Here is an 11,577-nt window from a genome sequence, read left to right as displayed (position 1 = left end):
GGCGGCGGCAACGGCGGCAAGGGTGGCGGCGGTAACGGTGGTGGCAATGGTGGAGGGAACGGGCACTAGCAATCGCCCGGTCTTGGGTTGGGGTGCCCCCGCGTCCTGACCGCACCAGCGTCACATTCCGATTTACCGTTCGCTATCCGCCGGTATCGGCGGTGATGTCTCGATCCCCCGGTCGAGCGTCACCGCACGAGACCGGTCGGTTCGAGCGATGCATATAAGCGGGCGACACCCGCGGTGGCGCGAATCTGGACCGCGCGTCAGGACCGCACACTCGAACCGTGCACGCCGACGTGCCCGTAGGCGGCAAGAACTCGAACAATCGGCCGCCCGTGCGCGCGCGCCTGGAACCAAACCGAAGCGATCGCCTCATATCAGATTCAACGTTCGATATGAGGGCACCACAACATGCAACGAAACGTCCTTCCCTCCGCGGCACGCGTGGCCACCGGTCTGTTGATCGCCGCCGCGCTCGGCCTTGCATCGCTCGCTCATGCTCAAACACCGGCGCAAACGTCGGCGCAAACGCAAACAGCACAAACGGCCCAAACACCACAGCCGCTCTCACCAACACTGTCGCAGGCCGCCCCGCCGGTCGACCCCACCTTCTCCGCCTATTCGCTCGCGCAAACCTGCAAGCAGAAAACCGACAATGTCGCGCAAGGCCAATGCGTCGGCGCGATTCGCGGGATCATCCACGGCTATCAGTACGGTGTGCTGTTCCTCGGTCAACGCAGCGCGTTGCCCGCCAATGAAACGCAGCGCGTGTCGCTGTGCCTGCGCAATGTGCAGGTATCGTCGATCGTCGACGAATTCGTCGCGGACGCCGCCCAGGTCAACGAAGATTCGCTCAAGCACACGCCCGCGGAAGTCGCGGTGCTCGGCTCCGTCCACATGCACCACAGCTGCAATTGACAAAGCGCGCCGCGCTTACAGCATTTCGAGCGGCCGCTTGCCGCGCGGCGGTTTGAAGTGAGCGTCGATAGCGGCCAGTTCATCGGCGCCGAGTTGCAATTGCGACGCGCAATGGTTGTCGCGCACGTGCTCGACGCGCGCCGCTTTCGGAATCGCGAACACGCCGGGCTGGCGCAGCACCCACGCGAGCGCGATCTGAAACACCGAGACGCCGCGCGAGTCGGCGATATCGTCGAGCGGCGAGCGCTTGGGCAAGCGCGCGTGATCGACCGGGCTGTACGCCATGCCCGGCATCCTGCGCGCGGCGAGCCACGGCAGCAGATCGAACTCCGGCCCGCGGCGCGCCACGTTGTAGAGAATCTGATTGGTCGCGCAGGCATCGCCGCCCGGCGTGGCGACGAGTTCTTCCATGTCCTCGGTGTCGAAGTTGCTGACGCCCCAATGGCGGATCTTGCCCGCCCGGCGTAACGCGTCGAAGCCCTCGACCGTCTCCGCGAGCGGCACCGAGCCACGCCAGTGCAGCAGATAGAGATCGAGCCGATCGGTCTTCAGACGCTTGAGGCTTTGCTCGCAGGCCGCGATCACGCCGCGTCGGCTGGCGTTGTGCGGATACACCTTGCTGACCAGAAACACCTTGTCGCGCAATCCGGCCAGCGCTTCACCGAGTAGCGATTCGGTCGCGCCGTCGCCGTACATTTCCGCCGTATCAATCAACGTCATGCCGAGCTCGATGCCGCAACGCAGCGCGTCGATCTCGCCGGCACGCCGCGCCGGCGTTTCTCCCATCTCCCAGGTGCCCTGCCCCAGTTGCGGAATGCGTTCGCCGTCGGGCAGGCTCACGCTTGCGATGTCGCTCGTCATGCTGACTCCTCGAAGTGGCTCAGTGGTCGGCAATGTCGCTGCGCAAGCGAATGCGCGGCGCGTGCCACGAAAATCCTAGCGACGAGTTTAGCCGTTCAACGGGCATTCGACCGGGCACCAGGCAAAAGCCCGCTATAACGCAGCGCGCCGATGTCATAGAATTGCCGCTTGCCCTTCTTGCGTGAGCTCCATGACCTCTGCCTCGGAAGACCGCTGGCGCGACCTGCGCCCGGACCCGGAAAACGACACGCCGCTATATCTGCAACTGGCTCGCAAGCTTGGCGCGGCCATCCACGAGAACCGCTGGAACGCGGGCGAGGCGCTGCCTTCGGAGCGTGTGCTCTCCGAGGCGCTCGGCGTATCGCGCATCACGTCACGCAAGGCGATTGCCTTGCTGGTCGAGCAGGGTTTGATTCGACGCACTCAGGGCGCGGGCAGTTTCATCACACCACGCTACGAAGATCCGCTGTCGCGTCTGTCGAGCTTTAGCGAAATGCTGCGGCGGCGCGGGTTCACGCCGAGTTCGAAGTGGCTGTCGCGCGAAATTTTGCCGGCTAATCGCGACGAGGTGATTCAGCTCGGTCTATCGCCTGCGGCGGCGGTGACGCGGTTGCGCCGCTTGCGGATGGCCGACGGCATTGTGATGGCCGTTGAGAATTCCACCTTCCCCGCTGCGGTGATTCCCGATCCTCAGGCGATTGGCGATTCGCTCTACACGTATCTGGAGAATCGTGGACTGACGATTGTCCGCGCGTTGCAGCATTTTCGTGCGGTGAACGCGAGCGAGGAAATCGCGCAGCAAATGAGCATCGCGCCGAACGAGGCCTTGCTGTTGATCACGCGCGTGGGCTACACCTCTGATCAGCGCGCGATCGAGTTGACCGATACGTACTGCCGTAACGATTACTACGACTTCGTGGCGGAGTTGAGGAAGTAGCTGGCCTTTTGCACTGTGCGCGGGGCGTGCGTTGGTTATGTGTCGGCACACGCCTCACCGCGAGCCAGCGGACCCGAGGTCCTCACGTCCACTTAGCTTCGTGCGCGCCTATTCGGGCCGGCGGCAGCGCGAAGTACGCAGGCGTCTCGTCCAAAACCTCAGCCGGCTGCACGCCTAGCACGCGTCCAAACTCCGACTCCACGGTCGTGAGGCAATCGCGCACATCGTCGAGCGTGACGTCGGGCGCTTGCCAGCCATCGGCAATCTGCCCTAACGATTGCAGCCACCGGCCGGTTTGCGCGAGCGAGACGCGGACATGCCAGCTTCCACCTTCGGTAGCGCGCCGCGCCAATGCGACCATCGCGCCGAATGCCGCGAGATACCCGGTCGCATGATCCAGCGCCTGACAAGGCAAATGCTTGGGCTCGTTCCACCCCGCCGCCTGCCGCTCAGTGAAGGCAATCCCGCTCGCCGACTGCACCAGACTATCGAACCCGCGCCGTTGCGCCCACGGCCCCTGATGCCCATAAGCCGACACCGAGACATAGACGATCCCCGGCCGCACACGCGCCAGTTCCTCCGGACCGAAACCGCGCGCGGCCAGCGCTCCCGGGCGATATGCCTGCAGAAATACATCGGCGTCGGCGGCGAGGCCGCGCAACACCTCACGCCCCGCCGCGTCGCGCAGATCGGCGAGAGCCGAACGCTTGCCACGCCCGTTGTCGATCACCAGCGGCGCGATGTTCGGCAGATGCGGCCCGTTGATCATCAACACGTCCGCGCCGTGCTGCGCGAGCGCTCGCCCGGCCACCGGACCGGCAATGATGCGCGACAGATCCAGCACCCGCACGCCCGCCAGCGGCCGATCCGCGTCGGACTCACGCGGCGGCTCGGCCGGCGCGTCGCCGACGCGCTCGATCTCGAAGAGCGGCAGGCCCGCGATCGCTTTCGCCTGATCGAGCGCGGCCCACTCGTCGGGCGTGCGAATCAACGCCGCGCAGAGGCCGGCGTCAGCGAGGGTTTGATCGAGCGTCGCGCCGTCCCAATTGCGAATCGCGCTGGCCACGGCAGTGGGATCGTTCTCGCAGCCGAGCACCTGCAATACGCCCTGCAGATGATGCGCGAAGTTCGTATGCAGTTGAATCCAGCGGCCGTCGCGTGTTTCGTAGAAACCCGTGACCGGATCGCGCAAGGCGGGCGGCGGCCCGTCGTCGACACGCAAATAGCGCTCGCTGCGAAACGACGCCAGCGCGCGCCGCATCTCCACCGTCATGTGCTGCCGGTGCCCTGTGCGCAAACGCTGATATTCGGCCGCGGCAAGGCCGGTCGCGGCGATGCTCGCCGAAGCCAGGCTGCCGACCCGGTAGACCGAAGGCAAGCCCGGCTCGGCGCCGCTCAGCGTCACGGAATGCAGCGCGGTCGGATCGCATCCGGCGAGCGTCCAGATATGTTTGAGAGCGAGTTCAGGTGTCATGTCGTCCATCGCGAGACAGGAAGAAGTGAACCGAGTCTAGAATTCCGCCTCGTCGCAATCAATCTTGATTATGATAATCAATATATATTGATTTCTTCGGTTTCCGCACATTTCCATGCCGACCTCCAACTTCCTGACCGCTGCTGAAGCCGCCGCCACGCTCGGCATCAGCTTGGCCACACTCTATGCTTATGTGAGCCGCGGCATGCTCAGTTCGTCGCCAGATGCGCAAGGCAAGCATCGTCTCTACGACGCCGGCGAAGTGCGGCGCCTCGCGCGCCGCAAGGAAGACGGCAAGCGCGCGGGCAAGGTCGCTCAAAAGGTGCTGGACTGGGGCGTGCCGGTGCTGGAATCGTCCATCACGCTGGTGGCCGATGGACGCTTGCTGTATCGCGGGCACGATGCGATGGAACTGGCGCAAAGCGCGTCGATCGAGGACATCGCGGCGCTGCTGTGGGAATGCAGCACACGGCGCATTACCGATGCGCCGGCCGTGCCGTTCGCCACCGCTCAATGGGCTGCGTGGCTCAAACTGTGGGGCGACAGCACGCCGCTCGATCGCGCGCTCGTGCTGCTGCCGGCCGCGGCGGCACAAATGCCGCGAGTGTGGGCGCTCGGCCGCGACGCGCAACTCGATACGGCTTGCGCCGTCATGCGCCTGCTGGCCGCCGCGATGATCTCGGCGGCGCCCTCGAACGAGCCGCTGCATCGGCAACTGGCTTTAGCGTGGCACGTGCGTAACCGCCAGCAGGCTGGCTTGCTGCGCGTGGCGCTGGTGGCCTGCGCGGATCATGAATTGAACGCGTCGACCTTCACGGTGCGCTGCATTACATCGACGGGGACGCATCTGTTCGGCGCGGTGGCGGGCGGTCTCGCCGCCTTGTCGGGCCCGCGTCATGGCGGCGAAACGGTGCGCATCGCCGCGCTGCTCGAAGAAGCCGCGCGCGCGCCCGATCTCGACCGCTATCTGGCTAATCGCCTCGCCCGCGTCGAACACGGCGCTCACGGGCCGGTGCTGTCGGGCTTCGGTCATCCGCTTTATCCGGACGGCGACCCGCGGGCGCGGCTGTTGTTAACCATGCTCGCTGACTGCGCGCCGGTGCGTTCGCCTTTCGCCGAGGTAATGGAATTGGCGCGTACGGTGCGCGATACGACCGGCGCGGAGCCGACCGTGGACTTCGCGCTTGCCGCCATCGAGCGTGTGCTGGCGTTGCCGGCGGGCTCGGCCTTCACGCTGTTCGCGGTCGGCCGGGTGGTCGGCTGGATTGCGCATGCCATGGAACAGACGCGCGACGGCCGCTTGATCCGGCCGCGCGCGCGTTACATCGGCGAATATGAGGCTGCCGGGCCGAACTAAGACGCCGCGGACCCGGCTCGATGGACCTCGCGAATCGTCAGGCTGCGCCGAGCCAGCGCGGCAGCCAGTTCAAGACCGGCGAGCCCGACATCGGCTTCGTTGCGGTGCGCTCGGAGCCGCTCGCCAGCGCGAAGCGCGCGCCAGACTGACCCGCGCTGATCCACGCCACCGCCCGACGCGGCAGTTCGATCGACTGGCCGGTCGCGAGCCAGTGATCCTCGCTGTCGCCCTCGATAGTCAGCCAGATCTCGCCCGAGACGACCTTGAAGATCGACGGACGCGCGACACGCCAGGCCGTCGTGGGCTCGTCATGTTCCAATTCGAAAATCCGGACTTCACGCATCGCTCTCTCCTTCAAAGAACTTTTCTGTTGTACCGATTATTGACGTGCGATGATCGGTTACCCATGCACAGTTCCGAACACTTCTATCGGAACTGTTCAGTTGAAAAACCGGACAGTTGACGCGGGCAGCGGGTTCTTTGCGCAGAGTTCGGGCGCATCCGGCCCGCGGTGCGGTGAAGGAGGATTCTCATGAAACTCGAAATCCAGCTCGATCGGGACAACGGCGTGCCGCTGACCGAACAGATCGTCACCGGCGTCACGGCGTGGATCCGCTCACGCATCGCCCACCCCGGCTCGAAGCTGCCGTCGATTCGCCAGTTCTCCGCCGACTACGGCGTGAGCCGCTTTCCTGTGATCGAGGCGTATGACCGGCTGGTGTCGCTCGGCTATGTCGACTCGCGCCACGGCTCCGGTTTTTATGTCGCCGATCGCCAGCCGGCGAGCACGCAGTGCCAGGGCTCCTCGGATCCGCGCCGCGCCGAGGACGAGTCGGACCATCTTCTGCAGCAGTTCAACCATCCGGGCGAAACGCTCAAGCTTGGCAGCGGCTTTATTCCTGAAGCGTGGCGCGACGCGGACAGCATCGCGCAGGCAATCCGCCACGTGTCGCGCACCGATCTTGCGAGCATGGTCGATTACGCCACCCCGCTCGGCAATCTGACTTTGCGCGAGCATCTGCAGAGCCGCATCGGCCAGTTGGGGATTCAGGCTGACACGTCGCAGATCCTCATCACCAACGGCGCAAGCCAGGCGCTCGATCTGCTGATGCGCTACATGCTCAAGGCAGGCGACACGATCTTTGTCGAAGACCCCGGTTACTACAACCTCCACGGTCTGCTGAAGCTGCATGGCGTGAAACTGGTCGGCATTCCGCGCACACGCAACGGTCCCGATCTGGACGTGATGCAGGAGCAGTTGAAGTCGCATCGGCCCAAGCTGCTGTTCATCAACACCGTGTTCCACAATCCGACGGGCACCAACGTGGCGCCGCCGGTGGCCTTCCGGCTGCTGCAGCTGGCGCGTGAGCACGGCTTCTCGATCATCGAAGACGATATCTACGCCGATTTTCAGACCGATCTCACCGATCGGCTCGCCACGCTCGACCAGCTCGAACACGTGATCTATGTGGGCGGACTGTCGAAGACGCTGTCGTCCTCGCTGCGGATTGGCTGTGTGGTGGCGAGCCACGCGATTATCAAAGATCTGGTCGACATCAAGATGCTGACGAGCATCGGCGGCTCGCGTTTTGCCGAAGCGGTCGCCGTGGCGATGCTGGAGCGCGGCGCGTATCGCAAGTATCTGGAGCGCCTGCGTCGGCGTATGCGCGACGCGCTCGGCTCGACCATTCAGACGCTCGAAGACGCGGGCTGGGAAATTTTCGACAAGCCCGCAGGCGGGAAATTCGTGTGGGCTCGCGTGCCGCATGTCGCCAATGCGGAACGGCTGGTGGAATGCGGCGTGCCGCTGGGGGTGACGGTCGTGCCGGGCAATCACTTCCGGCCGAATATGGAAGTGAGCCCGTGGACCAGAATTCACATCGCATTCGGTAACGATCCGCGCGCGCAGGCGTTCTTTCGCGCGGCGGCGGCGCTGCCGGCGTCGGAATGAGTTGAATGAGCGCCGGCCCGCGCTTTTCCCTAGAATAGCGAGTCCCAGCCCGTCCCTGCGCGCTTAGCCGCCCTCCATGTCCACGCCGACTCCGCCCGCCGCCGCTCCCACTACGTCCAGTACACCTTCACCCCGCTCGCTCACCGTGATGCTGTGGGTCGTCGCCACGGGCTTCTTCATGCAGACGCTCGACTCGACCATCGTCAACACCGCGCTCCCCGCGATGGCAACGAGCCTCGGCGAGTTGCCGTTGCGCATGCAATCGGTAGTGATCGCCTATTCGCTGACGATGGCCGTCATGATCCCGGTGTCCGGCTGGCTCGCCGACAAGCTCGGCACGCGCCGCGTGTTCTTCAGCGCGATCCTCGTGTTCGCTGTCGCCTCGTTGCTGTGCGCGAACGCGCACACGCTGAATCAACTGGTGGCCTTCCGCATCATGCAGGGCGTGGGCGGGGCAATGCTGCTGCCGGTTGGACGGCTCGCCGTGCTGCGCACCTTTCCGGCCGAACGCTATTTGCCGGCGCTCTCGTTCGTGGCGATCCCGGGTCTCATCGGACCGCTGATCGGCCCCACGCTCGGCGGCTGGCTCGTGAAGATCGCCTCGTGGCACTGGATCTTTCTGATCAACGTGCCGGTCGGGATCGTGGGTTGCATTGCCACGTTCATCTTCATGCCGGATAGCCGGAACGAACATGTCGCCAAATTCGACATGAAAGGCTATCTGTTGCTGATCGCCGGCATGGTGGCGATTTCGTTCGCGCTCGACGGGCGTACCGAGTTCGGCATTCAGCACGCCACGGTGCTGGTGCTGCTGATCTTGAGCCTCGGCTGTTTTGTCGCCTACGGTTTGCACGCCGTGCGCGAGCCCTCGCCGATTTTCTCGCTCGACCTCTTCAAGATCCACACCTTCAGCGTCGGCCTGCTCGGCAATCTGTTCGCGCGGATCGGCAGCGGCGCGATGCCCTATCTGATTCCGCTGCTATTGCAGGTGAGTCTCGGCTATAGCGCCTTCGAAGCCGGCATGATGATGTTGCCGGTGGCGGCTGCGGGCATGGCGTCCAAACGCCTCGTGACGCGCCTGATCATCAAGCACAGCTATCGACGCGTACTGATCGTCAACACGGTGCTGGTCGGCCTGACCATGGCGAGTTTCGCGCTCACGGCCGCGAACCAGCCCCTGTGGCTGCGCCTCGTGCAATTGGCGTTCTTCGGCGGCGTCAACTCGATCCAGTTCACCGCGATGAACACGTTGACGCTCAAGGACTTGGGCACCGGCGGCGCGAGCAGCGGCAACAGCCTGTTTTCGCTGGTCCAGATGCTATCGATGAGTCTCGGCGTGACCGTTGCCGGCGCCCTGCTCGCGACCTTCACCGGCCTGCTGCCGCGCGTGACGGCCGCCAACTCGCTGCCCGCGTTCCACGCGACGTTCCTGTGTGTCGGCATTATCACGGCTGGCTCGTCGTGGATCTTCGCGCAACTCTCGCCGGACATTCGCACGCCCGCGAAGAAGACCGATCCGTCCGAACGGACCTGATGCGTGCCCGCTGATCACCAGCCCCGCCGCTGACCCGCAACGGGGCGCGGGCCGCACCAGCAAAGTGCGCAACGTCGTCTTCGCGCCCGTACTGGCGCACAATCGTCTTATCCGAGTGTGACAATCCGGCGCGCGTGCTGTGTTTCCGCACGCGCATAGTTCTTGCTGGCCTATCCTGTAAACTCACATTTTGCGCGTGCGAACCAGTGCCGAGCATGCAGGCGCGCAGCCACCTCCACACGACTGACATGATGAGCATGATCGACCTCGATCCTCCCGGCTTCCAGCCGCCGCGCCCGATGGCCGGCGACGAAGGTTCCCGGCGCACCGTTCTGTACGGCGGCTACACCGTTTTCAGCGTGTTCCAGCCGGTTTTCTCCGTATCGCACCGGCGCGCGATCGGTTATCACGCGTCGCTCCGCGCCCACGATGAACACGCGCTGCAAGTGCCGTCCCACGAGGTTTTCACGCAAGCCGCGCGACGCGGCGACCTGCTCGAACTCGGACGGCTCGCCGAATCGCTGCATCTGGGCAACTTCAACGCGTTCGACAGTCACGACGAATGGCTCTTCCTGAGCCTGCACCCCGCCGCGCTGATGGACACCAGTTACGGCGACGCGCTGCTCGCCGGCCTCAAGGCGCTCGGCCTGCCGCCGCAGCGCGTGGTGCTCGAAGTGTCCGAACAGGCGGGCGGCGAAACGACGCGCTTTGCCGAAATCGTCGATGCGTTGCGTAAATCCGGCTTCCTGATCGCGCTCGACGGCTTTGGCGCGAAACATTCGAACATTGACCGCGTGTGGAATCTGCGGCCGGACATCGTCACGCTCGACCGCTGCATTCTCGCGCAAGCCAGCGAGCACTCTCACATTGAGCGCGTACTGCCGGGCCTCGTCTCGCTGCTGCACGAATCCGGCCAACTGGTACTGATGGGCGGCCTGAGCACCGAACGCGATGCGCTGATCGCGCTCGAATGCAACGTGGACTTCGTGCAAGGCGCCTTCTTCGCGGGCCCGAGCGTCGAACCGGTCAAGCCGCAAGCGGCGGCCGGTTTGATGGACTCGCTCTCCGCGGCGCTGCGCGAACGGGTTACCGCGCGTGAACACGCACAATCGGCGCGGCTCGCACCGTATGTCACGGCCCTCGAAACGGCTGCCGCGCAACTGGTGGCCGGCGAGTCCGTTGCGCAAGCCACTGCGCCGCTCCTGATGCTCGGCGAGACGGCACGCTGCTTCGTGCTCGACGGGTCGGGCCGGCAGATCGGCGACAACGTGCTCCCGCCGGGGCGCGCCTCGCAACGCGCCAAGCGTTTTCGCCCGCTTCTGCATTCGGAAGGCGCCAGCTGGGAACGCCGGCCGTACTTCATCCAGGCGATGCGCACGCCCGGCCACGTGCATCTCACCCCGCCTTATCTGTCCATCAACGAAGCGCATCTGTGCGTGACCGCCTCGATCGCCGCGCACACACCGACGGGCACGCAGGTGCTATGCGTGGACATCAACTGGGAAGTCGCAGCCCACCGCAACTGAGCTCATAGCGCGCTGCTGGATCCGTGCAAGCAGTTGCTTGACCGCCGCGCGGCCCAGCATGCTGTTGGTGGCCTGCAGACGCGCCGTGCTCGTCACCACACGCATGGAGACGATCTTCGTTGAGCCATCTCCCAAGCTGTTCGTGGACACGTCGAGCACCCCGACGACGTCGCCCTCGAAGAGCAAGGCGATACACAGTGTGCCCGCCACCGACACTGTCTCCGCGTTGCTCGCGTGCTCGACGAGCGACGTTACCGTGTCCATCCACCCTGCCGCCGCCGGTTCGCACGTGCTCACAGCTGCGCACACAGGCGCGTCGCTGACCACCTCCGGCGCGTCACTGAAGAGCTGCAAGAGACCGACCCGATCCTGCGCCTCCAGCACCGTGCGCAAGCGCTCCACGATCCAGGCATGCGCGGCGGGATCCGGTGGCTCGATCGGCGCGCCCGCGCGTTGCACGCGCGCCTTGGCCCGATGGACGATCTGCCGGCAGGCCGCCGGTGTTCGCTCCAGTATGGCGGCGATTTCCGCGTAGTCGCAATCAAAGGCTTCGTGCAACACGAACGCGGCCCGCTCGTCCGGTTTCAGGCGCTCGAGCAGCAGCATCACGCCATAGGACATCTCCGCCGCGCGCAAGGCCAGTTCTTCCGCCGATGGCGCCACCTCGTCGAGCCACAACTCCGGCAACCAGCCGGCGACCTGTGAGGCGCGTTCGCGCTGCACACGCCGTAGCCTGTCGATCGCCACCCGCGTGGTGATCGTGGTGAGCCAGGCGGCGGGCACCTGCAGTTCCTGCGTGTCCGCGAGGTGCCATTTCAATCCGACGTCCTGCACCACGTCTTCCGCTTCGGCGCGGCTGCCGAGCATCCGGTACGCCAGCGCAAGCAGGCGGGGGCGCGCGGCCTCGAAGCTGGATGCCTTGTCGATTCCTTGTTCCGTCATATGTAGACCTCCAGATCGTGCGTGGTGAAAAGCGCGCGGCACCTTGCCCGCGAAGTAAACCGGGCGCGCGCCGA

10 protein-coding genes are annotated in these 11,577 nt (G+C 65.1%); 6 read left to right on the top strand and 4 right to left on the bottom strand.

Annotated elements, in window-relative coordinates:
- The first annotated feature begins 414 nt into the window (after window positions 1-414).
- Window positions 415-921: a Rap1a/Tai family immunity protein gene (locus tag ACFSNN_RS29650; protein ID WP_134457985.1), complete on the top strand. Its 507-nt coding sequence runs from the start codon at window positions 415-417 to the stop codon at window positions 919-921.
- Between the two features lie 15 nt (window positions 922-936).
- Here ACFSNN_RS29650 and ACFSNN_RS29645 read toward each other — a convergent pair whose 3' ends face one another.
- Window positions 937-1,782 (bottom strand): aldo/keto reductase, encoded by an 846-nt coding sequence (locus tag ACFSNN_RS29645; RefSeq protein WP_134457984.1) that lies wholly within the window; start codon window positions 1,780-1,782, stop codon window positions 937-939.
- Window positions 1,783-1,972: 190 nt separating this feature from the next.
- On the opposite strand from ACFSNN_RS29645, the gene ACFSNN_RS29640 reads away from it, so the two are divergent.
- Window positions 1,973-2,719 (top strand): GntR family transcriptional regulator, encoded by a 747-nt coding sequence (locus ACFSNN_RS29640; protein WP_134457983.1) that lies wholly within the window; start codon window positions 1,973-1,975, stop codon window positions 2,717-2,719.
- Window positions 2,720-2,801: 82 nt separating this feature from the next.
- Here the strand turns inward: ACFSNN_RS29640 and ACFSNN_RS29635 are convergent, their stop codons facing one another.
- Window positions 2,802-4,193 (bottom strand): CoA transferase, encoded by a 1,392-nt coding sequence (locus tag ACFSNN_RS29635; RefSeq protein ID WP_134457982.1) that lies wholly within the window; start codon window positions 4,191-4,193, stop codon window positions 2,802-2,804.
- Between the two features lie 115 nt (window positions 4,194-4,308).
- Here ACFSNN_RS29635 and ACFSNN_RS29630 point away from each other — a divergent pair, with 115 nt between their 5' ends.
- A complete protein-coding gene (locus tag ACFSNN_RS29630; protein ID WP_134457981.1) occupies window positions 4,309-5,550 on the top strand; it encodes a citrate/2-methylcitrate synthase in 1,242 nt (413 codons plus the stop codon).
- Window positions 5,551-5,587: 37 nt separating this feature from the next.
- On the opposite strand, the gene ACFSNN_RS29625 is transcribed toward ACFSNN_RS29630, so the two are convergent.
- Entirely contained in the window at window positions 5,588-5,893 is a 306-nt protein-coding gene (locus tag ACFSNN_RS29625) for a DUF2917 domain-containing protein (protein WP_134457980.1), read from the bottom strand.
- A gap of 189 nt (window positions 5,894-6,082) precedes the next feature.
- On the opposite strand from ACFSNN_RS29625, the gene ACFSNN_RS29620 reads away from it, so the two are divergent.
- The 3 genes from ACFSNN_RS29620 to ACFSNN_RS29610 all read left to right on the top strand — a co-directional run bounded on the left by ACFSNN_RS29620 (window position 6,083) and on the right by ACFSNN_RS29610 (window position 10,561).
- Window positions 6,083-7,501, top strand: a complete 1,419-nt coding sequence (locus tag ACFSNN_RS29620; RefSeq protein WP_134457979.1) for an aminotransferase-like domain-containing protein — start codon at window positions 6,083-6,085, stop codon at window positions 7,499-7,501.
- Window positions 7,502-7,577: 76 nt separating this feature from the next.
- Window positions 7,578-9,035, top strand: a complete 1,458-nt coding sequence (gene mdtD, locus ACFSNN_RS29615; RefSeq protein WP_134457978.1) for a multidrug transporter subunit MdtD — start codon at window positions 7,578-7,580, stop codon at window positions 9,033-9,035.
- Between the two features lie 251 nt (window positions 9,036-9,286).
- Window positions 9,287-10,561: an EAL domain-containing protein gene (locus ACFSNN_RS29610; protein ID WP_041759031.1), complete on the top strand. Its 1,275-nt coding sequence runs from the start codon at window positions 9,287-9,289 to the stop codon at window positions 10,559-10,561.
- On the opposite strand, the gene ACFSNN_RS29605 is transcribed toward ACFSNN_RS29610, so the two are convergent.
- Window positions 10,517-11,503 (bottom strand): sigma-70 family RNA polymerase sigma factor, encoded by a 987-nt coding sequence (locus ACFSNN_RS29605; RefSeq protein WP_134457977.1) that lies wholly within the window; start codon window positions 11,501-11,503, stop codon window positions 10,517-10,519. The two genes, ACFSNN_RS29610 and ACFSNN_RS29605, sit on opposite strands and share 45 nt — an antisense overlap.
- Between the last annotated feature and the right edge of the window lie 74 nt (window positions 11,504-11,577).

Origin of the sequence: Paraburkholderia dipogonis (genome assembly GCF_042680985.1) — a bacterium.
Lineage (GTDB): Bacteria > Pseudomonadota > Gammaproteobacteria > Burkholderiales > Burkholderiaceae > Paraburkholderia > Paraburkholderia phytofirmans.
This window is presented reverse-complemented; position numbering and strand designations above follow the sequence as displayed.

Excerpts from the sequence above, each read along its gene's own strand:
- ACFSNN_RS29650 (WP_134457985.1), top strand. The coding sequence starts at position 415 with ATGCAACGAAACGTCCTTCCCTCCGCGGCACGCGTGGCCACCGGTCTG.
- ACFSNN_RS29645 (WP_134457984.1), bottom strand. The coding sequence starts at position 1,782 with ATGACGAGCGACATCGCAAGCGTGAGCCTGCCCGACGGCGAACGCATT.
- ACFSNN_RS29640 (WP_134457983.1), top strand. The coding sequence starts at position 1,973 with ATGACCTCTGCCTCGGAAGACCGCTGGCGCGACCTGCGCCCGGACCCG.
- ACFSNN_RS29635 (WP_134457982.1), bottom strand. The coding sequence starts at position 4,193 with ATGACACCTGAACTCGCTCTCAAACATATCTGGACGCTCGCCGGATGC.
- ACFSNN_RS29630 (WP_134457981.1), top strand. The coding sequence starts at position 4,309 with ATGCCGACCTCCAACTTCCTGACCGCTGCTGAAGCCGCCGCCACGCTC.
- ACFSNN_RS29625 (WP_134457980.1), bottom strand. The coding sequence starts at position 5,893 with ATGCGTGAAGTCCGGATTTTCGAATTGGAACATGACGAGCCCACGACG.
- ACFSNN_RS29620 (WP_134457979.1), top strand. The coding sequence starts at position 6,083 with ATGAAACTCGAAATCCAGCTCGATCGGGACAACGGCGTGCCGCTGACC.
- mdtD (WP_134457978.1), top strand. The coding sequence starts at position 7,578 with ATGTCCACGCCGACTCCGCCCGCCGCCGCTCCCACTACGTCCAGTACA.
- ACFSNN_RS29610 (WP_041759031.1), top strand. The coding sequence starts at position 9,287 with ATGAGCATGATCGACCTCGATCCTCCCGGCTTCCAGCCGCCGCGCCCG.
- ACFSNN_RS29605 (WP_134457977.1), bottom strand. The coding sequence starts at position 11,503 with ATGACGGAACAAGGAATCGACAAGGCATCCAGCTTCGAGGCCGCGCGC.